The following is a 24,108-nucleotide window of genomic DNA, read 5'->3' on the forward strand; positions in this document are numbered from 1 at the left end:
TGGCCACTCTGCCGGAGAACTGTTGCGCGTTTGTTGCGGGACTTTGCAGCAGCCCCCCGCCCGATGATCTCAGGGTTTCGCGGCGAGCTGACGTTCAAACAGCCAGCCGAGCATCAGGGCCGCGACCACGCCTTGCAGCAGCATATGCCAGCCCGCGCCGATCAGCCCGATCCACAGCAACAGCAGCGGCAGCAGCGGATAGAGGATCAGGCTGGTGACCGTGGTCGTCACCACCAGCCACCCGGCGCGCCCGATGGCCGCGAGTCCCGACACCAGCGGCGCGCTGGCCAGCGCCAGGGCCCGCGCGGCAGCCACCGGCAGCAGCAGCGCCGCGCCGACCGCAAAGCCCTTGCCGCCGATCAGTGCCAGCAGCGGCTCGCCGACCATCGTCAGCAGGCCGAGGATCAGCACCGCGATCACCAGCGCCAGCCCGACGCTGCGCCACACCGTTCGCCGCAGCATGACGGTGTTGCCCGCCGCGGTCAGCTCCGCGAGTACCGAATAGCTTGCTTGCCCCAGCAGCGCCGCGGGCTGCGACAGGATGTTGGCGGCGCGTTGGGCGAGTGCGAGCAGGCCGGCGGCGGTCGGCCCCAGCATCCAGCCGACGGTGAGCGGGGCGAGGTTGGGCGCAAGCTCGCGCAGGGTGATGTCGGCATTGGCGGCGAGGATGAAGCGGCCGAAACCGGGCTGGCGGTGCCGCCACGGACCGATCAGCCGCGCGCCGGTCAGCAGCCGCCAGCTCGGCGCCGCCAGCGCCCACATCGCGACGCACTCCGCAACCAGCGACGCCAGCCACACGGCGAGGAAGGCGGTCAGCCCGCCGCCCAGCACCCAGCACAGCAGGGATCCGATCAGCCGCACCGTGGGATTGGCCAGTTGGTGCAGCCCGATCAGATCGAAGCGCCCGGCGATCTGCAATATCCCCTGCGGGGTCGCGCGCACCGTGCCGAGCACGCCGAGGCTGAACGGCAAGGCGAAGGCCTGCGCCTCGGGCGACCAGCCCAGCCGTGGTCCCACCCAGGGCACGGCCACCGCGGCGATCAGCACCGCCGCCGCGCCGCAGCAGAGCTCCACCACGGCCATGAAGCGGATGATTCGCGCCAATTCGGCTTTGTCGCCCCGCTCCCGCGCGATCGCGCCGTAACGGACGACGCCGTGAAAGCCCGAAAAGGCGATCACCACCCCCACCAGCCCCGCATAGGCGCTGACCAGCACGAGGATGCCATAGTCGCGCGGCCCAAGCCGATGGGTGGCGATGACCAGATAGACGAGGCTCATCAGCCCGGCGCCTGCCTTTCCGCCGATCAGGTGGCCGAGATTGAGCAGCACCCGGATCAGGCCGGGCTGAGCGCCCTCCTGCGGCGAATGGGGGTCGGTTTGCGGCGCAGCCATCTTGAGCTTCTAGGCGAACGCTCCTATTTTTGCAGCCGCCGTGGAACCGTACGAAAAAATGTTCGTTCCCGCTGTGGAGTTCATCCGCCCGCGACGTCTATCAGTCATGCGGGTCGGTTTCCTCTTCAATCACGATCAGGTTCACCAGGTCGCGCACGCGCTGCCGACCGCGCTCGCGGTCATCGCCGACCATCCCGAGGCTGAGGTGGTGATCGCGGCGACCAACGAACCGCTGCGCCAGGAAATCCTGCGTCTCGCCGCCCGCATGGATCGCCGCGTCGATGTGGTGCTGCTCCGGCTCCGCCGCCGTTCGACCAGGCTGTGGGCCGCATTGTTCGATAAGGTGCTGCCGATCACCAAGCTCGGCGTCTATCGCGATAATCTCGATTTCTTTCGCGGGCTCGATGCGCTCGTCGTCGCCGAAAAGACCTCGCTGCTGCTCAAGACGCGCTATGGCCTCGAGCATCTCAAGCTGATCCACACCCGCCACGGCGCCGGCGATCGCGCGATCGGCTTCAACAAGGCCAGCGCGCGTTTCGATCATGTCCTGGTGTCCGGCAAGAAGGTCCGCGATCGGCTGATCGCCGATGCAGGACTGGAGTCGGATCAGCTCAGCACGATCGGCTATCCCAAGTTCGATCTGCTGCCCGCGCGGCGCCCAAGCCTGCCGATCCAGCGCAACGGCCGCCCGACCGTGCTCTATAATCCCCACGTCTCGCCGCACCTTTCCTCCTGGTTCAAGCATGGCCAGGCGGTGCTCGAATGGTTCGCAGGCCATCCCGAATATAATCTGATCTTCGCGCCGCACGTGATGCTGTTCCATCGGTCGCTGGTGCTGACGATCGACAAGTTTCGCGTCGATCGCGTTGGCGTCATTCCATCTTACATCCTCAATGCGCCGAACATCCACATCGATCTCGGCAGCAGCGCCTGCACCGATATGACCTACACCGCCGCAGCGGACATCTATCTCGGCGATGTCTCGAGCCAGGTGTACGAATTCTTCCACACCCCGCGGCCGTGCATCTTCCTCGACAGCCATGGCGTCGATTATCGCGGCGACGCCAGTTACAAACATTGGCGCGCCGGAGAGGTGATCGGCAGCCCGTCGGACCTTGGCGAGGCGCTCGATCGCGCGTTCGACGAACATGCCTATTACGGCCGCATCCAGCGCCAGCTTTTCGACGAGAGCTTCGCGCTCACCGCCGAACCTTCGAGCACGCGGGCGGCGCGGGCGATCATGGGCGTTCTCAATCCCGTCGCCCCGGTCGAGCTCTTTCCGCAGCAGGTTGCTGTGCCGAACGAGGATCGGCTGGCCGTCGCCTGAGGCGATCGCTCGAAAGCCGTTCGTGCTGAGCCTGTCGGAGCACGGTTCTTTTCTCTAAACGCAACCGCATGGGTCTCCGCAAAGACATCTGGCGCCCGGCCATCCTTCGCGCGCCGCTCGCCGAAATCTTCGCGCGCGGCGGGATCGAGGGGCTGGATTTTGTCTGGTTGCCGCCAAGCCGGCCCTTTTGCTTCCTCGCCGATCCGTTCGGACTGTGGCGCGACGGCATCCTTCATGTCTTCGTCGAGACCTATGATTATCGCGTGCGGATCGGCGCGATCGAGCTGCTGCGCTACGATGCTGAGCTCACGCTGCTCGATCGCCGGCTGGTGCTGGCCGAACCCTGGCACCTCTCTTACCCCTATGTCTGGGAGGCGGACGGCGAGGTCTGGATGCTTCCGGAGGCGCACCGATCGGGCAGACTGACGCTCTATCGCGCCGATCCTTTCCCGACGCGCTGGGTGCCGGAGACGGTGATCGCCCTCGATCATGTCGCGGTCGATGCGACGCCGTTTTTCCATGAGGGCCGCTGGTGGCTGCTCTATGCCTCGGCCGACAATGAGATCGGCAAGACCGGCCTATTGTTCGCCGCCTCCGCCGATCGCCTGACCGGCCCGTGGACGCCGCACCCCGCCAATCCGGTGCGCGAGGATGTCGCCAGCACGCGGCCCGGGGGGACGCCGGTGGTGATGGATGGTGCGATCCTGTTCCCGACGCAGGATTGCACGCACACCTATGGCGGCGCGATCCGACCGCTGCGGATCGATCGGCTGAATGCGGAGAGGTTTTCGGCGGAAGCCGGCGCGCCGATCACGCCGCCCGCCGAATATACGCCTTATCTCGAGGGTCTACATACGCTCGCTGCGGTGGGCGATGTGACGCTGGTGGACGTGAAGCGCACCGAACTCTCGGCGAGGGGGCTGGGTATTGAGATTCGCCGTCATAGTAAGCGTTTGGCGTCGAAGACATGGCGACGGAGGTAGTGACTTCCCGTTCGTGCTGAGCTTGTCGAAGCACCGGTCTTCGACCTCCGACAAGAAAATACGGCCTTTCGACAAGCTCAGGGCGAACGGGGATTGAAGTTCATAGCCCGCATTCTGACGACGATCTGACGTCCTACCTGTTCAAATCGCTCCGCAGAAAACCGCTCCAGCAGGCGCTCTCGCCCGGCCCGACCCATGTCCGCAAGCCGTTCGGGCCGCGACAGCAGGCTGTGCAGCGCCGTCGCCAAAGCCGCAGGATCACGCGGCGGCACGGTTTGGCCTGTCACGCCGTCCACGATGGACCAGGGCAATTCCCCAACCGCGCTCGCCAGCACCGGTAAGCCGGCCTGCATCGCCTCATGCGCCCCGACGCACAGCCCCTCCGAGCGCGACGGCTGCACGTAGAGATGCTGCGTCGCCAGCCAAGCGCGCGGATGATCGACATAGCCCGGCAGCGCGATGCGCACGCCTTTCCCCCCCCCCAGGGCCTCCAGTGCGGCCCGCTCGCCGCCCTCGCCGGCAACCGTTACCTCGAAGGGAACGTCGGCCGGCGGCATCAGCGCCAGCGCCTCGATCAGCTCGGCATAGCCCTTCACGGGATGCAGCCGCCCGAGGCTGCCGACCCGCACCGGTTCGCCCGGCTGCCACGGCGCGGCCACCGGCGCGGAGGGATCGGCGCGGAAGATCGGCCAGCAGATCAGGCGATCGTCGGGCACGCCCAGCCGATCGCGGGTCAGCGCCGTTACGGATTCGGAGTCCCCGATCCACAGCCGTGACAGCGGTTGCAGGAGCCGCAGCAGACGGCGGTTCCAGGGCTTGAGATAAGCGGCGTGCTGCCAGCTCACCACCGGCACGCCGCGCATCCGCCCGACGATCTGGCCGAACAGGGTGGCACGAGTGAGGGAGGTCCAGATATGGGTGGGTTGCAGCGCGCGCACTTGCGCGTCCAGCCAGCGCCCTGCCGCGCCATGATCCTTCTCACCGCCTTCGCGCACGATCAGTCGCGCGCCCGCCGCCTCGATCGCCGGGCCGGCGCGGCCGTCGCGGCGGGTGAGCGCGAGGACGATCACCTCCGCGCCCTCGCTCTGCAGAAAGTGCACGATCATCGGCACGGGCAGCGCCGCGCCGCCGCCCTCGATCGAATTGATGACATAGGCGATACGCATCAGCCGAACAGCGCCAGATAGGCGTGTGCCACCGGGCCGATGCGATAGCGCTCCACCGTTGCCGCCAGCCTTGCGGGATCGGGCGCGGGCAGCGCCAGCATCTGCGCGATCGCCTTCGCCATGGCGGACGGATCGCCGATCGGCACGGTCACGCCGAAGCGCATATCGGTCAGCAGTTCGTGCGTCGCCGGAGTGCAATCGGTCGCCACCACCGGCCGCCCCGCCGCCAGCGCCTCGATCACCACCGCCGCATAGCCTTCGAAATGTGATGACAGGACGAACAGCCGCGCGCGATCGAGGCTCGGGCGAATGTCTTCGACGAAACCGGGCAGCGAAACCCGATCGCCGACGCCCAGGTCAGCCGCCAGCGTCTCCAGTTCCGCGCGATGCGGCCCTTCGCCAACGATCAGCAGATGCGCCTCACGATCATCGAGCAGCGAAAAGGCCGCGATCAGATCCTGAAACCCTTTCTCGGGCACCAGCCGGCCCGCCGCCAGGATCGTGCGCCCCTGCGCCGGCACCGGTGGCGGTACGTCATCGGCCAGAGCGGGGAGCGGGATAGTGTAGACAGGGGTGGCTGTCAGCGCCCGCGCCTTGTCGCGCGCGGTATCGGACAGGGCGACCACCGCATCGGCCTTGCCCAGAAAGTAGCGCAGTTTCCAGCGGAAGGTCAGCCGTCGGAGGCCTCGCCGCTGCGGTTTGCTGATCGCGGCGCTGACCTGCGCGACGATGCGGGGACGCACCGCTTTCGGCAGCCGCGCGATTGGCGGAATGGCGTTCCAGTGAAAGTTGCCGGGGATGAAGCAGGCGTCGTGCGGCTCGGCCTTCAGGAAACGGGCGGCGGCGGCGCCGAGGCGGGTGACCGATCCCGGCCGCCGCCTCACATCCCCTGGCGCCACCACCACCCGCACGGCCGATCCCCCGATCAGCCCGGCAAGCGCCCCCCGCGCTTCGCCAACGAAAAGCGTTACCGCGCAGCCCTGCTCGCTCCAGGCTCTGGCGAGGCGGAGCGCGATCCGTTCGGTTCCCCCCAGCGCGAAATCCTGGAGGACGATGCAGATCGATCGCGGTTCGGTCGTACTCAGACGGGTGACCCCGCCGTTAGCGGGTCAAAGGCTCGCCACCGTGGTGACGATCGGCTTGGCCTGCTCCAGCCCATAGAGCGCGGTGTAGCCGATATGATCCGAAAGCATGCGGCCATTCTTGTCCGGTCCGAAAGGTACGTCGATCGCCAGCGGACGGATATGCGTAACCGCGCCATCGGCATAGACCTGCCAGTCCTTGCCATGCTTGTAGGCCTTCTCCGCCGCATCGCGGGCGTCGAAGGTGCAGGCGGCGCTGGCATCATTGAGGCAGGTGGCGAGCACCATGCGGGTGGGTCCCGTCACGCTGCGCGGCAAGGCGGCGAACATGCCTTCGAGCTGCGCCTTGCGCTCCACCGATTTGCCGATGTTGGTATCACCAGCGAAGATATAAGGCGCGGTAGGATCGAGGTTGGCGGCAAGGAATTTGCCGATCGTTGCGACCTGGCGATCGAAGGCATAGCCGAAGCGCGCCTTGGACACGCCCGAGGCCTGCTTGGAATTCATGTGCGTGGCAATGACGGAAACCGGCTTGTCGGCACCGGGCACGAGGATGTCGGCCAGCAGCACGCCCTTGTTGGCCATGCAGTCATAGCCGGCACAGGCATAGGATGGGAAGGCATCGCGCTTGACGCGCAGGATCGGATAATCGGAAAGGATGGCGAGACCCGATCCGCGCCATTTGCCCAGCGCCTCACCCTTGATCATCCGCGCCTTGGCGGCGAAGGCGCGATCGGAATCGCTCATCGGCTCGTCATTCTTGAGATCGCGATCGGGGCCGAAGGCGATATATTTGTAGCCGGCGCGCTGGCCGATTTCCTGCTGAACCGAACCGAACGCCTCCTGAAGCACCACGACATGCGGCTGCTGCCCGGCCGCGCGCAACGCGGCGAGCCGGGCGGCGATCCGGCGGGCGGCATCGCTGCGGCCCCAGGCGAAGGGCGCCGGCAGGCCCTCGATATTATAGGTGAGGACGGAGAGGCCCTGCGGCGCGGCGGTGGCGGCGATCGGCGCGTTCAGCGGCGCCAGCCCATCCTGCGCCTCGGCGGCAACGCCACCGACCACGGCGGCAACGCCGACGATCCCCGCCAGCGAACGCCAGGGCAAAGCCTTGAGAAGACGTGCAAAGGTGCCGCTGAACGCAAAGCGCATGACCAAACCTCTGTAGAAGGGGAGGCCGGCCCAACGCTCTAGGCTTCACCGCTTACACAGGAGATGACGTCGCGCCCGCCGCACTTCCACAGCGGGAAAGTACAAGTGTCGGCAAAAAGTTAGATTTCGGTGTTAAGGCGATGGAAACGACCGAATCTCAGGCCGGTTCCAGCCTTTTTTCGGCCAGCAGGCTGTGGATCTGCGCGACGACCGCCGCACCCTCGCCCACCGCGGCGGCAACGCGCTTGGTCGATCCCGCGCGCACGTCCCCGATCGCGAACACGCCCGGCACGCTGGTTTCGAGCGGGAGGGAGCCCTTGCCGGTGACGATGAAGCCCTTGTCATCGGTGTCGGCGCAGCCATCGAGCCAGGCGGAGTTGGGATCGGCGCCGATAAACAGGAACATGTGCCGCAGCGCGCAGCGATGCTCATCGCCGGTCTGGCGGCAGCGGAAGGTGGCTGCGGTGAGCCCGCCGGCGCGGTCTCCCTCCAGCGCCACCACCTCCTTGCCGACGTGCAGTTCGACATTCGGCAGCGCCTCGATCCGATCGATCAGATAGCGCGACATGGTCTCGGCGAGCGGGCGGCGCACCACGAGGTTCAGCTTTTTCACCTGCGGCGCGAGGAACACCACCGCCTGCCCCGCCGAATTGCCGCCGCCGACCAGCGCAATCTCCTCGCCCGCGCACAGCTTCGCCTCGATCGGCGAAGCCCAGTAAGAGACGCCCGCGCCCTCGAAATCGCTCAGATTGGCGATATCCGGGCGGCGATAGCGCGCGCCCGAGGCGACGACGATCGCTCTCGCCTTCACCTCCCCGCCATCCGCCAGATCGATGCGCAGATCATCCGCCCGGCAATCGAGCTTGGCGATCTTCACCGGCACCGCGATCTCGGCACCGAACTTGAGCGCCTGGTTGAAGGCGCGCCCCGCGAGCGCCTGGCCGGAAATGCCCGTCGGGAAGCCGAGATAATTTTCGATCCGCATCGATGCGCCGGCCTGCCCGCCCATCGCGCGCTCATCGCACACCAGCACGGACAGTCCCTCGGACGCCGCGTAGACCGAGGCCGCCAGCCCCGCCGGCCCGGCGCCGACGATCGCCACGTCATAGACGTTCCCGGGATCGAGGTGGGGGGTCATGCCCAGGCAGGCGGCAAGCTCCGTCTCGCTCGGGTGCCGCAGCATATTGCCATCGGGACAGACGACCAGCGGAAGCTCCTCGGGCAGCACGCCGATCCGCTCGACCAACGCCTTGCCCTCCTCATCGGACGAAGCGTCGAGCACCTGATTGGGGAAGCCGCTGCGCGTGAGGAAGTTCTGCAGGCGCAGGATGTCGGCGCCCCCTGGCGTTCCGATCAGGATCGTGCCGGCCCCGCCCTGCTCGATCAGCCCGACGCGGCGCAGGATCAACGCGCGCATCACCACCTCGCCGACTTCGGCCGATCCCACCATCAGCGCGCGCAAATGCGCGGCGTCGAACGGAATGGCGGTGCAGCCTTCCGGCCCCGCCTTGCCACCCGCAATCGACGGCCGCCCGGCAAGCTGATTGACCTCGCCCGAAAACTGGCCGGGCCCGTGCGTGGTGACGCGCGCATCGTGCGTCAGGCCATCGCGCCGCGTCACTTCGATCGCGCCGTCGATCACCAGCCAGGCGGGCACATCCTCGGCACCGATCGCAAAGAGGGTTTCGCCGGGAGAAAAATGCCGCTCCGCCCCGCTGGCGAAGCGCCGCGCGGTGGCGATCCGGGCAGGATCGAGCACGGGAAACATCTGATGCTCGCGCGTCGAAAGATCGCTCATGCCCTGCTCCCCGCCAGAGCGGCAAACGTGGATCATCCCTGCGTCAGGATCAAGACATCGCCGAAAACATGGTAGACGGACTTGGCTGCCTCCATCGCGTGCGCCCACCCTTCCGACACAGATCCCTGATGGACGCGGCGCTTCACGCTGTGGTGCGTTCTCAATCCCGTAAGACAGGTGAGAAGACATTTATGCCCCTAGCCGAAGGTGCCGCGAAACTGATCGAAGGGGCCGCGCGCGCCGTTTCATCGCCGGTGGTGGCGCGGATCGCCGCGTTCAACCGCTGGCGACTGCCGGCGCGGGGCTCGCCGCATCCCTTGCTCACCGGCGTCCACGAACCGATGAAAGAGGAGCTGACGCTTACCGACCTCGCTGTCGATGGCGTGATCCCGCCCGAGCTCGATGGCCGCTACGTGCGGATCGGCCCCAATCCGGTCGCTGCGGATCCGCGCAGCTACCATTTCTTTACTGGCGACGGGATGCTCCACGGCATCCGCATCGTCGGCGGTCGGGCGCAATGGTATCGCAATCGCTGGATCCGGTCCGAAGAGGTGGCCCGCGCCCGCGGCTTTCCGCCGGCGCCCGGCCCGCGCCACATCTTCGATACCGTTAACACCAGCGTCATCGGCCATGCGGGGACCGCCTATGCGCTGGTCGAGGCGGGCAGCACCCCGGTCCGCTTCGACGAGGCGCTGGACGCGCAGCGCTATACCGATTTCGAGGGCACGCTGCCCGGCTCGTTCACCGCGCACCCGCGGCGCGATCCGGTGACCGGCGAGCTGCACGCGATCTGCTACGAGGCGACCGATCCAAACCGGATCCGCTACAATGTCGTCGACCCGGCCGGGCGGGTGCGCCGTTCGGTGGTGATCCCGGTCCGCGACGGGCCGCTCATTCACGATTGTGCCCTGACCGAGCGCTACGTTGTGTTGCTCGATCTGCCGCTCACCCTGTCGGTACGGACGGTTTTGTCGGGCCATGGCTTTCCCTATCGCTGGAATGCCCGGCATTCGGCCCGGATCGGGCTGCTGCCCCGCGAGGGTGGCGCGGAGGATATCCGCTGGCTGACGATCGATCCGTGCTTCGTCTTCCACATCGCCAACGGCTATGATCTGTCCGACGGGCGGCTGGTGCTCGACGTTATCGCCTATGACCGCATGTTCGACGATGAGAATACGGGCCCCGACTCGCTGCCGCGGGGCCTCGAGCGATGGACGATTGACCCGGGGGCAGGCTCCCTCTCGATCCGGACGATCGACGACGCGCCGCAGGAACTGCCGCGGATCGACGAGCGGCGGACCGGACTGCCCTACCGCTACGCTTATGCGATGGGGCTACCGGACCAGATCGACGCGACACTGGTGGGCGAAGCGCCTCTGCTCAAGCATGATCTCGCCGAAGGCAACCGGCGGGCGCACCAATTCGGCGCCGGGCGATATGCCGGCGAGTTCGTCTTCGTGCCACGCTCGGTCGACGCGGCGGAGGATGACGGCTGGCTGATCGGCCTCGTCATCGATGCCGGCGGCGCGACCACCACGCTGGAGATTATCAATGCGCGGGCGATCGAAGCGGCGCCGGTCGCCTCGATCCGGCTCCCGCACCGCGTGCCACCGGGCATCCACGGGGCTTGGCTTCCCGCCTGACCCGTGGTTCTCTTCCGACAAGGACAGGGCAAGACAACGCACGACCATCCGACCTCGAAAAAGCGCCAGCGGATCTGCGTGCTCGGCGCGACCGGCACGATCGGTCGTGCGGTGACGGCTGACCTCGTGCGGCGTGGCCACGACGTCGTGTGCTTCCAGCGGGCCGGCACGGCGGGGGCCGGGGCCACCATCAGGATAGTGGATGTCACCGATCCGCTGTCCCTGGCTCGCGAAGGTTTCGCAGGCGAACCCTTCGACGCCCTGATCTCCTGCATGGCCTCGCGCACCGGCGTGCCGGAGGATGCCTGGGCGATCGATCATCAGGCCCAGTTGAACGCGCTTGTGACGGCGAAACAGGCCGGCGTTGCGCATTTCGTATTGCTCTCCGCGATCTGCGTGCAGAAACCGCTGCTTGCCTTCCAGCACGCCAAGCTGGCCTTCGAGGCGGCGCTGATCGGATCCGGCATGCGCTATTCGATCGTGCGGCCAACCGCCTTTTTCAAATCGCTATCCGGCCAGATCGAGCGCGTCCGCCAGGGCCGCCCCTTCCTGATCTTCGGAGATGGACGGCTGACGGCGTGCAAGCCGATCAGCGATGCCGAGCTCGCCGACTATATCGTCGGCTGTCTGGGGGACGAAAGCCGCTGGAACCGCATCCTGCCGATTGGCGGCCCGGGTGACGCGATCACGCCCCGCCAGCAGGGCGAAGCGCTGTTCGCGTTGCTGGGCCGCGCGCCGAAATTCCGATCCGTTCCCGTCGCCCTGCTGGACGGCATCATCGGTGGCCTGGGAGCGCTCGGCCGTATCGCGCCATCGTTGGCGGCCAAAGCCGAACTCGCCCGGATCGGCCGCTACTATGCCACCGAATCCATGCTGGTGTGGGATCCGCGCAGCCGCCGATACGATGCGGCGGCCACCCCATCGACCGGGACCGAGACACTCTTCGATTTTTACCGCGCCGTTCTGGCCGGCACCGCCGCTCCGGAACGCGGCGACCACGCCGTTTTTTGATCCTGCCACCAAAGGGACATCGCTTGTTCGGACAGAAAAACGTGCGGACGATCGCCGGCGGTGTGGCGGGCCTTGCGGTTCTCGGCCTCGCCGGCCTCGCCCTCTTCCTCTACGCGCCAGACAAGCCCCGCGCTGCGCTGGAGGCCGCGTATCCGGGCACCTACCGCATTGTCGATGGCGTGCGCCTGCGCCTGCGCGATACCGGCCCGCGGGATGCGCCGGCGGTTATCCTGCTGCACGGCTTCGGCGCCAGCCTCGATACCTGGGAGCCTTGGGCAAAGGCGCTGTCGTCGCGCTTCCGGGTGATCCGCCTGGACCTGCCCGGTTTCGGCCTGACCGGCGCCGATCCGAGCGGCGATTATAGCGATTCCCGCATGATGCAGATCCTGGTCGATCTGAAGGCGCAGCTGGGGATCGAGCGCGCCAGCCTGATCGGCAATTCCATGGGCGGACGCATCGCCTGGACCTTCGCCGCATTCCATCCCGAGCGGGTGTCGCACCTGGTGCTGGTGTCGCCGGACGGGTTCGCCAGCCCGGGCTTCGCTTATGGCCGCCCGCCGAAGATACCGCTGATGATGCAGGCGCTTCCCTATGTCGCGCCGCGTGGCATGATCCGCGCCGATCTGGCCGCCGCTTATGGCCGACCGGAGGCGCTGAGCGAGGCGACGCTGACCCGCTACCGCGACCTGCTGCTGGCGCCGGGCGTGCGGGCCGCGATCCTGGCGCGCACGGGCCAGACGATCCTGCGCGACCCCGCCCCGATCCTGGCCCGCGTCACGGCGCCGACGCTCCTGCTATGGGGCGAGAAGGATGCCATGATCCCGATCGCCAACGCCGCCGATTACCTGCGCGATTTGCCGCATGCCAAGCTGGTGCGCCTGCCCAACCTCGGCCACGTGCCCTTCGAGGAGAGCCCGGAGCGATCGCTCGTCCCTGTCGAGCGCTTTCTGTCCGGGCAGACCCCTTAGCCGCGTCCGGCAATCGCTTATGCGTCGGGATCGCGCGTCCCGCTCGCCCGCTGTTCGACGAGCCGGGCCAGGCGGATGGTCGTGCCCGCCGCGGTCCGTCGCGCATGATCCGCCCCGACCGAAAGCGCCGTCGCCGCGGCTTCGGCAAAGAGTCGTCCACCGACGGACACGACGATCACCTCGTTCGGCAAAGCATGACGCGCCTTTTCCACGGTCTCGCGCAGCAGCGCCAGGGCATGCTGGCGCGGCAGGGCATCGGAAAGGGCGATGTCGACGGCATCGGGCCGTTGCGAGCGGAGCTGCCGCGTCAGCGCCTCGTCGCTCTCGGGGGACACCATGTCGACGTCCCAACCCGCATTGATGAACATATCGCCCAGCAAGGTGGAGCCGAGTATGTGCGGTTCGCCCGGCGCGGTCGCGAGGAGCACGCTATAGCGGCTCTTGCGGATGCTGTCGGGGCTCGGCTGCGAATGGACGGTGTGGCCGGCCAGCTGCAACATGCTGAGCGCGATCGTCAGATCGAGCTCGGTGCAATCGTCCGCCAGCCATGTGTCGCCCAGCAGCCGCGCGGTCGGCTCCAGCAAATGCTGCACCAGCGCATCGCCGACCCAGCCGTCGGCGACCAGATCCGCGATCAGCGCGTTCAGCCGGCTATCGTCCCCCGCCAGCGCGAACCGCGCCATGGCGGGGACATGGTCTGTAAGAGCGATGGCGTTGCCGGGACGGGACGGCGCGGCCTTCGCCTGGCCGCCGCTGCGATCGTACAGCCGCAAATCCCATTCGGAGAACAAGCGCGCCGGAATAATGTGCTGGCTCAACACCTCGATTGCGCCATGCCGCCGGTCCTGTTGGATCGACGACCAGATCTGGTCCACGGCTTCGGGCGGCCCCTCGAGCGTCTGGAGGAAGCGGCCGCCGTCATGGAGCAACATGCCGGTGATGCCGACGCTGCGGTTCCGCGCGCGGGAGGCTGCGACGAGCTGTTGAAGCTCGGACACCGACGGCGGTCTGACAGCTTCACTCCGATAGGTGATGCTGGCGACCCATTTATCCGAACCGGCGCCGCTGCGCTCCGCCTGAACCGGCATAGCCTCCCTCCCGTCCGAGCCGTACCTGATCCCTGTCCGCTTAGGGGCGCTCGATTCCGCAAGGCCGGACCTAATCAAGATCGATCATGGCGCATGGGCCGTCAAGCAGAGAACCTAGTCGGGTCGTCGGATCAGTGCGGAGATGCCTTTGTCCAAGCAGGAAGGATTGGCGCCAGATGTAACCTTTCGGCCGCGCGCTAGCGCGAAGCGGCGCTCGCTCCGCGTGCCATGCTGGCAGTCCGACGCATGGCCACTGGCCTTTCGACGCTGACGGGAGCAGTGTGATGGCAAAGGAGAGTGATGATGTCGAAAGCCATGGTCATGACGATTGCGATGATCGTGATGGTTCCTGCGCCGGTCCTGGCGGCCGGTTGTCTGAAAGGCGCTGCCGTCGGCGGCGTCGCTGGCCATTTCGTCGGGAAGGGGCATGCGGTGGCCGGTGCCGCGATCGGATGTGCGGTCGGCCATCATCGCGCCAAGGTCGCGGCAAGGCAGCAGCCTGCTCCGCCTCCGCCAAGGAAGTAGAACCGACCCGCACTCGGCGGCGAACGGACGCCCTGCCCGGCCAGGTTTCGCAAGGCTAAGACGGTTAGAGAATATTGGCGGAAAGCGGCGCTAGGCCGCGCGGAGCCCCTGCGCTGGTGAAGCGCGCAATATCGGGATGTTCGCCGTGACGCCGATCGTAAGGGTCGCGCCGACAGCAGCGGCGAGCGTTAGTCCCACCGTGCCGATGTCGGGGCTCCAGGGCAGGTTCAGCACCCGGGTGACCACATACCAGCCAGCACCCCCGCCGACCGCCGATGCGACGGCGGCGAGCAGAACCGACAGCAAGAGATATTCAAGGGCCTGCCCGGCCAACAGTTGTGAGCGACTGCCGCCCAGAAGCTTGAGGATGACGACATCGTAGCGGCGTGCCTGGCCCGAGGCGGTCACAGCGCCGATGAGAACGACAATGCCCGCCAGGACCGTCACCGCTGCGGCAGCGCGGATCGCAAGCGCGATGCGCTGGAGCATGTCACCGAGCTGGCCGATAATGTCGCCGGTCCTGATCAGCGTAACCGATGGCAGCACCGAAGCGACCGCACCCGCGATCGCTCCGTCGCGATCCGACGGGGCGTACACCGTTGCCAACAATCCGTGCGGCGCTTCCTGGATATAGCCAGGGGAGAAGACTAACGCGAAGTTGAGCCCCAGACCACCCCAATCGACCTTACGCAGGGCCGAGATCCGCGCCGGCACATCCACCCCCAGCACGGCGACCGTTATGGTGTCGCCGACGCGCAGGCCGAGCATCTGCGCAGCGCGATCCTCCATCGAGACCAACGGCGGGCCATCGTAATTGGGCGGCCACCAATGCCCTGCGACGAGGGTGTTGCGCGGGGGTAATGTCGCGGACCAGGTGATCGTGCGATCACCCTTCAATATCCAGGCGCCCTCAGGCAGCGTCTTCATGTCGGCGACACGCTGGCCCTTGAGCGCGACAATCGATCCCCGCAGCGATGGCACCGCTTCGATCTTGGCCCGGGAAGCGACGCTGCGAATGGCCGCCTGGAATGCTGTGGCATCCTCGGGCTGAAGATCGATCGCGAAGAAACGCGGTGCCTTGGCAGGCGCAGCGTTGGTAAGCTCGGCTGCGAGGCTGGTATCGATCACCGCCAGCGCCACGAACAGGGAAAAGCCAAGCCCCAGCGCCACCACCAGCCGATCGGTCTGTGCGCCGGGGCGGTGCAGGTTGGCGAGCGCGAGACGAAGCAACGGCCGGCGAGGATGGGGCAACCGGGCGATCAGCCAGCGCAGGCCCAGACCCAGAAACCAGAGCGCGACGACCAGCGCGAAGGTCGCGCCGACGAAGCCCAGCGCAATGCGCCGATCGCTGGCCGTGAGGACGGTAAGCGCAACGAGCAGCCCCAAAACCGCCGCCATGCCCGCCAGTACCGCGACGCTCGGCCTTCGCATCGGCAAGACGGCGTCGCGCAGCAATGTCGCTGCCGGCACGGAGCGCGCTCTTGCCAGCGCGGGCAGCGCAAAGAGCAAGGCGACGAGGAGGCTCAGGCCCGCGGCGACGAGCAGCGGCTCCGGGTAGAGCGCCAAATGTGGCCTCACGGGTAGCGCATCGCCCGCGACGGCGGTGACAATCGCCGGGACAGCCGCGCCAACACCGAGGCCGACCACGATGGCGAGGGCGGCCACGAGGCCCAACTGGATCAGGAAAAGTCCTGCGATCATGCCGCTCTCGGCGCCCAGGACTTTGAGCGTCGCGACCATATGGGTCTTGCGATCGAGATAGGCGCTGACCCCGCTGCCGACGCCAACGCCCGCGATGGCCAGCGCCGCCAGGCCGACGAGCAGCAGGAACTGCCCCAGCTGCTCAATGCCGCGCTTGAGATTGTCGGCAGCTTGATCGGGCGTCCGGGCGCGCCAGCCGGCGCTCGGAAAGCGATCGATGAGGCGCTTGCCGATCGCGCCGGCATTGGATCGCGCCGGGAGAAGCAGGTGAATGCGGCTCTCGTAGAGGCTGCCGGGCTGGATCACCTGCGTCGCATCGAGGCCCGTCAAATCGGTAATCACCGTCGGCCCGAAACTGAATCCCGCTCCGAGCTTGTCGGGCTCTTCGGCAATGAGTCCAACGACCCGCAGGGTGGCGGCACCGATCCGCACCGCGTCGCCAACGTGCAAATGCAGCCGATCAGCCAAGGCCGGAGCGATCGCCACATCCAGCCCATGCGGGCGCGGTTTCAACGCGCCGGGCTGGAGCAAAAAGCGCCCGACCATCGGCCATGCGTCATCGACGGCGCGCAGATTGACCAGTGCCGGCGCACCGCCCGACCGCGGCTGAGCCATCGTGTTGGTGGAAACCGTTTCCGAGATCGGGCCATACGCCGCGAAGGCTGCGTCCTCCTCTACGGTCGCCCGGCGCTGCGAGACGCGCATCTCGAGATCGCCGCCCAGCGTCTGCCGGCTCTGATCATCGAGTGCGCCAAGGATCGAGGCCGACAGGCTACCGATCCCTGCGAGCGCAGCAGTCCCAAGAAACAGGCAGAGCAGAAGCAACCAGAGGCCGCGGCCACCGGCGCGAAGGTCGCGGATGGCGAGCCGCCAGGCATTGCTCATGCGGGGATGCTGTCGCTTACGATATTCCCGTCGGCGAGCTCGATGATGCGGTCGCAGCGGGCGGCCAACACGCGATCATGGGTGATCACGAAGAGCGTCGCTGCCGTCTCGCCATGGCGGGCAAAGAGCAGATCCATGATCTCCCGCCCGGTCGCTCCGTCGAGATTGCCGGTCGGCTCGTCGGCGAACAGCAAGGTCGGGCGCGATACCAACGCCCGCGCGATCGCGACTCGCTGCTGCTCGCCCCCGGAGAGTTGGCTGGGATAATGCGTGAGCCGATGACCAAGCCCGACTGCCATCAGCTCGGCCCGCGCGCGCACAAAGGCGTCAGTCTGGCCCGCCAACTCCAAAGGAACGGCAACATTTTCCAGTGCGGTCATGGTCGGCAGCAGGTGGAAGGCCTGGAGAATGATGCCGATCCGACCGCGCCGGGCAATCGCCAATTGATTTTCATTGAGCCGATCGAAGTCTAAGCCAGCAACGCGCACACTGCCGCTGGTCGGGCGCTCCATGCCCGCGAGGATCGCCATCAGCGAAGACTTACCCGAACCCGACGGTCCAAGAAGGGCCACGCTTTCGCCGGCCTGAACACTGAGATCGATACCTTTGAGGATTTCCGTCCGCGCCGGTGGCTTGCCCAGCGCGAGGGTAAGATTGCGCGCCTCGATCACGATGGTATCGGATGGGGGCGATGAGGATGCGGGTGATGCCACGGCAGACGGGATATGGAGTGCTCCGCGCAATTGTCCATGCCGGCCTCGCAGCCATCGCGCTCAACGCAGCTCCCGTTGGAGCGGCGGGCCCATTGATTTGGGCATTCGGCGATAGTCTAACCGCCGGTTATGGGCTGCCGCCGGCTGACGGGTTTCCCGTCAGGCTGGAGCAAGCCCTCCGGAAGAGCGGTATCGCCGCCACCGTGCGCAATGGCGGCATCGCGGGCGATACCGTCGCGCAGGGACGCGCGAGACTGGCCTGGGGGCTGCGAGGGCTTGGTAAAAAGCCTGATCTCGTGATCGTCGAATTGGGCGCGAACGATATGCTGCGGGGGCTCCCGCCTGCCGCCGCCGACAAGAACCTTGATCTGATCCTCGCGGAGCTGAAGCGCCGCCAGATCCGCGTGCTCGTCGTGGGCATGAAGGCCGCCCCCAATCTCGGTGAAGAGTATCGGCGTGGCTTCGAGAGCATTTTTCCCCGCCTCGCCAGGAAATATCGCGACCCGCTCTACCCCTTCTTTCTCGACGGGGTCGCTGCTGACCCGAGGCTGATCCAGGCCGATGGTCGACATCCCAATGCCCGGGGTGTCGATATTGTCGTGGCGCGCATCTTGCCGGCTGTGCAGGCGGCGTTGCGAACGTAGCCCCGTTGGATCTCTGCCAGGGGATGTGCTGGCACGTCCCGGTCCCTACATAGGGAAGATGACCAAGCTTATCGTCTGGCACGATGGCGCCTGCCCGCTCTGCCGCCGCGAGATCGCGCTGATGCGGCGTCTCGTCCTTCGGTGGGATGCTGCGTGAGGCCGCGCCCCGATCCCGCTGGGCCGGGCCAGGAGAGCGTCTGGTCGTTTCCACGCCCCGCCATCGCCGAACGGAGCGCCGCGCACATCGTGATCGAGCATCGCGGGATCGTGATCGCCGACACGCGCTCGAGCATCCGCACGCTCGAGACCAGCCATCCGCCAAGCTATTACATCCCGCCCACCGACATTGCGCCCGGAGCGCTGCGGCGGGCGCCCGGCCGTTCGTTTTGCGAATGGAAAGGCGTCGCAGCCTATTGGGACGTCGTGGTCGGCGACGTCGTCCTGCCGCGCGTCGGCTGGAGCTACGCGGAGCCTACGCAGGGTTTCGCCGCCTTGCGCGATCATGTTGCCTTTTATGCCGGGCCGTTCGATCGGTGCAGTGTCGATGGCGAAACCGTCGTGCCGCAGCCCGGCGATTTCTACGGCGGCTGGATTACCAGCGCGCTGGCCGGCCCATTCAAGGGCGTACCCGAAAGCAGTGGCTGGTGAGCGACGACCCTCCCGGCGCCCGCGCCGATCCAAAGGGCCTTGCCGTGCCGAGCGGACGGCTCTCGCGCTTCGGCCATTTCGGGAGACTGGCGGGCGGCGTCGCCGGCGGAATGCTGGTGGAAGGCGCGCGACGGCTGGCTGAGGGTGAGCGTCCGCGGCTACGTGACATGCTGCTGACGCCCGGTAATGTCGGTCGGCTCGCGGATCGGCTGTCGCATCTGCGCGGCGCGGCAATGAAGCTCGGCCAGATGATCTCGATGGATGCCGGTGACATGCTGCCCCCGGAATTGACCGAGATCATGGCGCGGCTGCGCCAGAATGCGCATCGCATGCCGCCGCAGCAGTTGCAGCAGGTTCTGGCGGCGCAGTGGGGCAAGGAATGGCGCACGCGGTTCGCCCATTTCGATGCGACACCGATCGCCGCTGCCTCGATCGGCCAGGTCCATCGTGCGCGAACACGTGACGGCCGCGATCTTGCGATCAAGGTGCAATATCCCGGGGTGCGCGACAGCATCGATTCCGATGTCGACAATGTCGCGACGCTGTTGCGCGTTTCCGGACTGTTGCCGCGCGAACTCGACATCGCGCCGTTGCTGGCGGCTGCCAAAGAGCAGCTTCGCGAGGAAACCGATTATCTCCGCGAAGGTGAGCAGATGGCGCTGTTCGGCAGCCTGCTGGCAAACGCGCCTGACTATGTCGTGCCGATATGCGATCAGGAATTTACGACAGGGCAGGTCCTCGCGATGAGTTTCGTGGAGGGGCGGCCGATCGAAAGCCTGATCGATGCGCCACAGGAAACCCGCGACGCCGCGATGCGGTCACTGATCGCACTGGTGCTGCGCGAGCTGTTCGAGTTCGGCATGATGCAGACCGATCCCAATTTCGCCAACTATCGCTACCAGCCGGAGACCGGTCGGCTGGTTTTGCTGGACTTCGGCGCGTCCCGTCCGGTCGCGGCGTCAACGTCACAAGGATATCGCGAGCTGCTGTCTGCTACCATCGCGGGCGACCGTGACAATGCGCGGGCCGCAGCACTGGCGGCAGGATTCGTAGGTGCCGGTGCAATCGCGCATCACCGCCCGCGCATCGATCGCATGATCGATGTGGTGATCGGCGAGATGAACAAGCCCGGCCCGTTCGACTTCGGCGATCGCGGGTTTGTTGAGGTGCTGCGCGACCAGGGCACGAATATTGCCACCGACCAGGCCGCCTGGCACATCCCGCCGGCGGACCTCCTGTTCGTTCAGCGCAAGATTAGCGGCACCGCGCTGCTCGCGGCGCGGTTAAGGGCGCGGATCGATGTGCGGTCCATGGTCGAACCGTATCTTCCAGCCGACCAAACCGGCTCTGACGGCGACCTAGGCCGTTGAAACTGCCGAGAATGGCAATGGTGGACTCACTTGGGCGCGGACCAAGGATCCGCTGATTAAGAGCGCGGCCAGAGGTCTTTGCAAGTCTTTGCAAATCCTCGCATTTTATCCATAACCGCCTGATTCAGTGGCATTTCTGGGTCTCATGCCTTTTCACGCTGTTAAGTATCAGAGCATTCTATTTCAGGCGTCTGATACCCGTATGGGACCCACAGGGTAGACATGCATTTGAGTGAGACTGTAATTTCTTGAAAATGTCGCGCGGCACTTGGTGCGACGCTGGACGGCGGAGTTCGGTCTAAACGACCCGCCGGTCATCACCGTTCATAACGAGCGGTGTGCGGGATGTCAGGCAAAATGCCATGTGTCGATGCTATCGACATAGCGATTGGATATGTCGATTTTTTCGATAAACATCGACATATGAACTTCGACCCAGCTACGCCGCATAATCAGTTGCCGCTACTGCCGCCCAAGGATACGCTTGAGACAGCGGCGGTGCTGAAGGCGTGCATCGGTGCGCGCGCTGCGTTAGCCGACCTGAAGGCCATCGGCCACATCATCCCGAACCAATCGATCCTGATCAATTCAATCCCGCTGCTGGAAGCGCAGGCCAGTTCGGAAATCGAGAACATCGTCACGACGGGTGACCGCCTCTTTCAATTTGCAAACACGCCCTCGGGAACGAGCATGGACGCAGCCACGAAAGAGACGCTGCGGTATCGCACGGCCCTTGCCAATGGCTTTGCGAGCCTAAGTGAGCGGCCACTAACGACACGAACGGCTGTCGAGATATGCAGCGCGATCAAGGGCGTCGATATGGATATCCGGGTTACGCCGGGGACCACATTGGCGAACGATCGCACCGGGGAAATCATCTTCACGCCGCCGACAGGGGAGCGGCTGCTCCGGGACTTGCTCGCCAACTGGGAACGCTACGTCCACGACCACGGGGAGGTTGACCCGTTAATCGCGCTTGCCGTGCAGCATTATCAGTTCGAGGCCATCCACCCGTTCACCGATGGCAATGGGCGGACGGGACGAGTGTTGAACCTGCTCTTCCTCGTGCAGCACGGCCTGCTCGACATTCCGGTCCTGTATCTGAGCCGGGCGATTATCCGGGCGAAGAATGACTATTACCGGCTGCTGCTCGATGTAACGACAAAAGGCGAATGGGAGCCTTGGCTGCTTTTCGTGATTGAGGCCGTTCGGGACACCGCAGACTGGACGGGCCGCAAGGTCAGAGCAATCCGCGCGCTTCTCGACGAAACGGCACAGGCAATGCGGGACAAAGCCCCCCGCATATACAGCAGGGAATTGGCCGAACTGATATTCTCGCAGCCTTATTGCCGCATCGGTAACGTGGTCGGTGCCGGATTGGCCAAGCGTCAAGCCGCCTCAACATATCTCAAGACGCTCGCATCAATCGGACTGCTCGAAGAACGAAAGGCTGGGCGGGAAGCCCTGTTCGTCAATCCGGCGTTGCTGACGCTCCTGATGGGTGACGACGGCTAAGCGTCGGCACCCATTGGACGGGGCGTTAGTCACGATATCGTGACTAGATGGTCGGCAAAATAACGAACTCGTTACCAACGGGAAGGTGGGCAGCGAAACCAAGTTTTTGCCGTTCATGTGTGCAGGCCGAAGCAGCCCGATCCAAATCGTGCGGAGACGAGCTCGACTCAGTCTGACAGCAGCGCCAAAGCCGATAGAAACCGCAGGGTTTCAGAAATCCGATGCGTCTGAATTTTATCGAGAACTTTTCGCACTGGTCGAAATCCGAACAATCGGGATTGGGATAGGTTCGATGGTCCGGCTCGGTGAGCTGCCGACTGTTCAAGATAGACCGCCACGATCGCCGACAAGCAGCCCGCTCCAACGAGCTCAAAGCGTAGCGACAATATCGACGCGACGGCGGGACGGCTCGACGAGACCATCGATGTCGGGATCAATCACAGGCTTGGCACCGCCGTGCCATTCGACACTGATGATGGACTTGTCGAAACCCATGCGGGCCAATGACTCTGCGATCTTTTCTGCGCGTTCTTTGGCAATGTCGGCATGTTCGGCGAAATCCATGCCCGAGATCGCCACGGAGTCGGTCGCGGCCCAGCCGACCACCTTGATCGCCCTGGGCTTGGCCGCACGCAGCCAAGCTACCGCAGCATCGAACAGATAGTCGTCATATTGGTAGACGAGAAACGACTGGTCAAAATCATAGAAGACACGAAACGTACGGGCCGCAAAGGGGCCGGGGATTGGCGCCCGCGCCGCCGAAAGCGGGGAGACGTTGCGCCTGGGCAGCACGAATTTGCGGCCGGGAAACCCCTCCGCCTCCAGCATGTGGCGCGGGCAATCGGCCGGCAAGATCGAGGTGCGCACCGGATCGAGCACCACGCCTCCACAAGCGTCTTCCGTCGTTCGCGATGCGACGACGCCCTCGACAAGCACGGCATGGTTCCAGTCGGGCTTGGACGGCGCCTTGCTAACATCATAGCGGTTGCCCGTCTCATGCGCATCGGCGAGCCAGCAGCCCGACTTCTTGCCCGCATCTGTGTCCCGGTAAATCGGGCAGGTCACGAACCGCAGCTCTTCCGCCTGTGCCGCGCTGACGCCCATCGCGGCGGCGATCAAAAGCACGACCTTCACAGCGACCTCATCAGATTGACGAGATCCTGCTTCTCCTGCTCGGTATAACCGATGTGATAGCGGCGGTCGTAATAATCGACGAGGCCGCGAAGATCCTTGGCCGATCCATTGGCGAAATAGGGCGCGCGCGCCGCGAGCCCGCGCAGCGATTGCAGCGTGATCTTGCCGACATCGGCGCAGCGGCCGGTCGTCAGCGCATAGCCAGGATCGCTCGTATAGATGACCCGCCCATAATGCGGATGCGGGCGACCGAGGCAGGTGATGCGGAAGAGCGGAAGATCCGGCGCAGGATCGGCAAACGGAAGAGTCGTCGTGCCGAGATCGACCTGACCGGGCGCCACATCATTCCCCATCTGCGACATGTTGTGACAGAAGGCACAGGCGTTGCGCACGGGATTGCCGAAGCCGATCGGCGAGTTGATGCCCGAGCTGTCGGTGATTAGAAAGGTCTTGTCGCGGAAGATCTTGGCGCCGCGTGCTACGGATGCGCGGAAGGCCGCCGCTTCGCGCGTCAGGCCGGGCTTGGGTTTTTCCCAGGCTTCGAACTCACTCCACACGGGCTTCCCGATCGAGCCGAGCTGGCCCGGTCGGGATGTGAACAACTTCATTGGACCGCCCTCGGCGCCGTCGGCATCGAGGGCCGTGCCGCTGACATCGCGCTGCTGCGCAGTGAAGACGCGGCTTTCGAAATCGGTGATCTGGCGCATCTGGGCGGGGGTCAGATGCCGGGTAAGCTCCAAATGCGAGCCCGCCGCATCGCTCATCTGCGCAGTAAGCGTGCTGGCACGGCCATCGGCCATCAGATTGCCCGACAAAGGCTTCTTGGTCTCAGGATCGAGCGGGAGCGGCATGCCCTGCTTCGGATCATAGGCGAAGCCGACCGCAAGCAGATATTTCATGTTCGCGAGCGGACGCGGGCGGCGATAGACCGAGACTGTTGGATGCTCGGCCGCCGGGCCGTATTTTCCACTATTACAGCCCGTAGGATCGCGGACGATTTCGATCTTATAATCGACGGTGATATTCCGACCTATCGGATCGCGCGGCGGCCACGGGCGCTGGATGCGGATCAGACCGCGGGTGAGCAGCAGAGAATGCGAGTCCGCCCGATCTTGCGGGAGGCTTGGGCAGTTCGATCCATCATAAGCGGCGAACAGCGGATCCCTGCCGTTCGTTTCGCGCCAGCGGCGCTGCGCGGTCTCGGCCGACAGGCTCATACTGTCAGAAGGTTGATGGCAGGTCACGCACGCGCGCCCGGATGGTGATAATGCGGTAAAGAAGGGATGCCCCTTCGTCGCCATCGGGCCACCGTCAAGCAAAACGCGTAAGGTGCCCGATGCATTGGGGAAATCGGCGCTGGCCG

General features: G+C 65.7%; 20 protein-coding genes. 10 read left to right on the top strand and 10 right to left on the bottom strand.

Annotated features, from left to right (window positions below; genetic code table 11):
- Nucleotides 1-69: 69 nt before the first annotated feature.
- Nucleotides 70-1,392 carry a lipopolysaccharide biosynthesis protein gene (locus FHS31_RS05810; protein ID WP_208408572.1) on the bottom strand — a complete coding sequence of 441 codons (1,323 nt, stop codon included), beginning with the start codon at nt 1,390-1,392 and terminating at the stop codon, nt 70-72.
- 58 nt (nt 1,393-1,450) lie between these two features.
- Here FHS31_RS05810 and FHS31_RS05815 point away from each other — a divergent pair, with 58 nt between their 5' ends.
- Together FHS31_RS05815 and FHS31_RS05820 are read left to right on the top strand one after the other, a co-directional pair.
- A complete protein-coding gene (locus tag FHS31_RS05815) occupies nt 1,451-2,719 on the top strand; it encodes a hypothetical protein (RefSeq protein ID WP_243843288.1) in 1,269 nt (422 codons plus the stop codon).
- Between the two features lie 68 nt (nt 2,720-2,787).
- A complete protein-coding gene (locus FHS31_RS05820) occupies nt 2,788-3,702 on the top strand; it encodes a glucosamine inositolphosphorylceramide transferase family protein (RefSeq protein WP_167072421.1) in 915 nt (304 codons plus the stop codon).
- A gap of 77 nt (nt 3,703-3,779) precedes the next feature.
- Here the strand turns inward: FHS31_RS05820 and FHS31_RS05825 are convergent, their stop codons facing one another.
- From FHS31_RS05825 to FHS31_RS05840, 4 genes are all read right to left on the bottom strand, one after another.
- Complete coding sequence (locus tag FHS31_RS05825) at nt 3,780-4,868, bottom strand: glycosyltransferase family 4 protein (RefSeq protein WP_167072422.1); 1,089 nt, start codon at nt 4,866-4,868, stop codon at nt 3,780-3,782.
- Complete coding sequence (locus tag FHS31_RS05830) at nt 4,868-5,953, bottom strand: glycosyltransferase (protein WP_341786299.1); 1,086 nt, start codon at nt 5,951-5,953, stop codon at nt 4,868-4,870. Before FHS31_RS05830 ends, FHS31_RS05825 begins: the two co-directional genes overlap by 1 nt.
- A gap of 24 nt (nt 5,954-5,977) precedes the next feature.
- Complete coding sequence (locus FHS31_RS05835) at nt 5,978-7,102, bottom strand: endonuclease/exonuclease/phosphatase family protein (RefSeq protein WP_167072424.1); 1,125 nt, start codon at nt 7,100-7,102, stop codon at nt 5,978-5,980.
- Between the two features lie 157 nt (nt 7,103-7,259).
- Nucleotides 7,260-8,900, bottom strand: coding sequence for an FAD-dependent oxidoreductase (locus tag FHS31_RS05840; RefSeq protein ID WP_167072425.1), 1,641 nt, complete (start codon nt 8,898-8,900; stop codon nt 7,260-7,262).
- A gap of 191 nt (nt 8,901-9,091) precedes the next feature.
- On the opposite strand from FHS31_RS05840, the gene FHS31_RS05845 reads away from it, so the two are divergent.
- The 3 genes from FHS31_RS05845 (at nt 9,092) to FHS31_RS05855 (ending at nt 12,522) form a co-directional block, all read left to right on the top strand.
- Nucleotides 9,092-10,543: an 8'-apo-carotenoid 13,14-cleaving dioxygenase gene (locus FHS31_RS05845; RefSeq protein WP_167072426.1), complete on the top strand. Its 1,452-nt coding sequence runs from the start codon at nt 9,092-9,094 to the stop codon at nt 10,541-10,543.
- A gap of 78 nt (nt 10,544-10,621) precedes the next feature.
- A complete protein-coding gene (locus FHS31_RS05850) occupies nt 10,622-11,554 on the top strand; it encodes an NAD(P)H-binding protein (RefSeq protein WP_167072427.1) in 933 nt (310 codons plus the stop codon).
- Nucleotides 11,555-11,577: 23 nt separating this feature from the next.
- Nucleotides 11,578-12,522, top strand: a complete 945-nt coding sequence (locus FHS31_RS05855; RefSeq protein WP_208408573.1) for an alpha/beta fold hydrolase — start codon at nt 11,578-11,580, stop codon at nt 12,520-12,522.
- Nucleotides 12,523-12,539: 17 nt separating this feature from the next.
- On the opposite strand, the gene FHS31_RS05860 is transcribed toward FHS31_RS05855, so the two are convergent.
- Complete coding sequence (locus FHS31_RS05860) at nt 12,540-13,610, bottom strand: BLUF domain-containing protein (RefSeq protein ID WP_167072428.1); 1,071 nt, start codon at nt 13,608-13,610, stop codon at nt 12,540-12,542.
- 300 nt (nt 13,611-13,910) lie between these two features.
- Between FHS31_RS05860 and FHS31_RS05865 the strand changes: the two genes are divergently transcribed.
- Nucleotides 13,911-14,135, top strand: coding sequence for a hypothetical protein (locus tag FHS31_RS05865; RefSeq protein WP_425057202.1), 225 nt, complete (start codon nt 13,911-13,913; stop codon nt 14,133-14,135).
- Nucleotides 14,136-14,225: 90 nt separating this feature from the next.
- On the opposite strand, the gene FHS31_RS05870 is transcribed toward FHS31_RS05865, so the two are convergent.
- Complete coding sequence (locus FHS31_RS05870; protein ID WP_167072429.1) at nt 14,226-16,721, bottom strand: ABC transporter permease; 2,496 nt, start codon at nt 16,719-16,721, stop codon at nt 14,226-14,228.
- Nucleotides 16,718-17,395 carry an ABC transporter ATP-binding protein gene (locus FHS31_RS05875; RefSeq protein WP_341786300.1) on the bottom strand — a complete coding sequence of 226 codons (678 nt, stop codon included), beginning with the start codon at nt 17,393-17,395 and terminating at the stop codon, nt 16,718-16,720. The genes FHS31_RS05870 and FHS31_RS05875 overlap by 4 nt, the downstream gene beginning before the upstream one ends.
- Nucleotides 17,396-17,427: 32 nt before the next feature.
- Here FHS31_RS05875 and FHS31_RS05880 point away from each other — a divergent pair, with 32 nt between their 5' ends.
- The 4 genes from FHS31_RS05880 (at nt 17,428) to fic (ending at nt 21,611) form a co-directional block, all read left to right on the top strand.
- Nucleotides 17,428-18,078, top strand: a complete 651-nt coding sequence (locus FHS31_RS05880) for an arylesterase (protein ID WP_167072431.1) — start codon at nt 17,428-17,430, stop codon at nt 18,076-18,078.
- A gap of 153 nt (nt 18,079-18,231) precedes the next feature.
- Nucleotides 18,232-18,726: a DUF427 domain-containing protein gene (locus FHS31_RS05890; RefSeq protein WP_167072432.1), complete on the top strand. Its 495-nt coding sequence runs from the start codon at nt 18,232-18,234 to the stop codon at nt 18,724-18,726.
- Nucleotides 18,723-20,096, top strand: a complete 1,374-nt coding sequence (locus tag FHS31_RS05895) for an ABC1 kinase family protein (RefSeq protein WP_341786295.1) — start codon at nt 18,723-18,725, stop codon at nt 20,094-20,096. Before FHS31_RS05890 ends, FHS31_RS05895 begins: the two co-directional genes overlap by 4 nt.
- 423 nt (nt 20,097-20,519) lie before the next feature.
- Entirely contained in the window at nt 20,520-21,611 is a 1,092-nt protein-coding gene (fic, locus tag FHS31_RS05900; protein WP_167072433.1) for a protein adenylyltransferase Fic, read from the top strand.
- A 369-nt stretch (nt 21,612-21,980) separates the two neighbouring features.
- Here fic and FHS31_RS05905 read toward each other — a convergent pair whose 3' ends face one another.
- A complete protein-coding gene (locus tag FHS31_RS05905) occupies nt 21,981-22,736 on the bottom strand; it encodes an OmpA family protein (protein WP_341786301.1) in 756 nt (251 codons plus the stop codon).
- Between the two features lie 5 nt (nt 22,737-22,741).
- Nucleotides 22,742-23,962, bottom strand: a complete 1,221-nt coding sequence (locus FHS31_RS05910) for a hypothetical protein (RefSeq protein ID WP_243843291.1) — start codon at nt 23,960-23,962, stop codon at nt 22,742-22,744.
- Nucleotides 23,963-24,108: the final 146 nt, after the last annotated feature.

It is taken from the genome of Sphingomonas vulcanisoli (genome assembly GCF_011761305.1).
Classification (GTDB): Bacteria; Pseudomonadota; Alphaproteobacteria; order Sphingomonadales; family Sphingomonadaceae; genus Sphingomonas_I; species Sphingomonas_I vulcanisoli.

Coding starts and splice junctions, on each gene's coding strand:
- FHS31_RS05810 (WP_208408572.1), bottom strand. CDS start 1,392: ATGGCTGCGCCGCAAACCGACCCCCATTCGCCGCAGGAGGGCGCTCAG.
- FHS31_RS05815 (WP_243843288.1), top strand. CDS start 1,451: ATGTTCGTTCCCGCTGTGGAGTTCATCCGCCCGCGACGTCTATCAGTC.
- FHS31_RS05820 (WP_167072421.1), top strand. CDS start 2,788: ATGGGTCTCCGCAAAGACATCTGGCGCCCGGCCATCCTTCGCGCGCCG.
- FHS31_RS05825 (WP_167072422.1), bottom strand. CDS start 4,868: ATGCGTATCGCCTATGTCATCAATTCGATCGAGGGCGGCGGCGCGGCG.
- FHS31_RS05835 (WP_167072424.1), bottom strand. CDS start 7,102: ATGCGCTTTGCGTTCAGCGGCACCTTTGCACGTCTTCTCAAGGCTTTG.
- FHS31_RS05840 (WP_167072425.1), bottom strand. CDS start 8,900: ATGAGCGATCTTTCGACGCGCGAGCATCAGATGTTTCCCGTGCTCGAT.
- FHS31_RS05845 (WP_167072426.1), top strand. CDS start 9,092: ATGCCCCTAGCCGAAGGTGCCGCGAAACTGATCGAAGGGGCCGCGCGC.
- FHS31_RS05860 (WP_167072428.1), bottom strand. CDS start 13,610: ATGCCGGTTCAGGCGGAGCGCAGCGGCGCCGGTTCGGATAAATGGGTC.
- FHS31_RS05865 (WP_425057202.1), top strand. CDS start 13,911: ATGATGTCGAAAGCCATGGTCATGACGATTGCGATGATCGTGATGGTT.
- FHS31_RS05870 (WP_167072429.1), bottom strand. CDS start 16,721: ATGAGCAATGCCTGGCGGCTCGCCATCCGCGACCTTCGCGCCGGTGGC.
- FHS31_RS05880 (WP_167072431.1), top strand. CDS start 17,428: ATGCCACGGCAGACGGGATATGGAGTGCTCCGCGCAATTGTCCATGCC.
- fic (WP_167072433.1), top strand. CDS start 20,520: ATGAACTTCGACCCAGCTACGCCGCATAATCAGTTGCCGCTACTGCCG.
- FHS31_RS05910 (WP_243843291.1), bottom strand. CDS start 23,962: ATGAGCCTGTCGGCCGAGACCGCGCAGCGCCGCTGGCGCGAAACGAAC.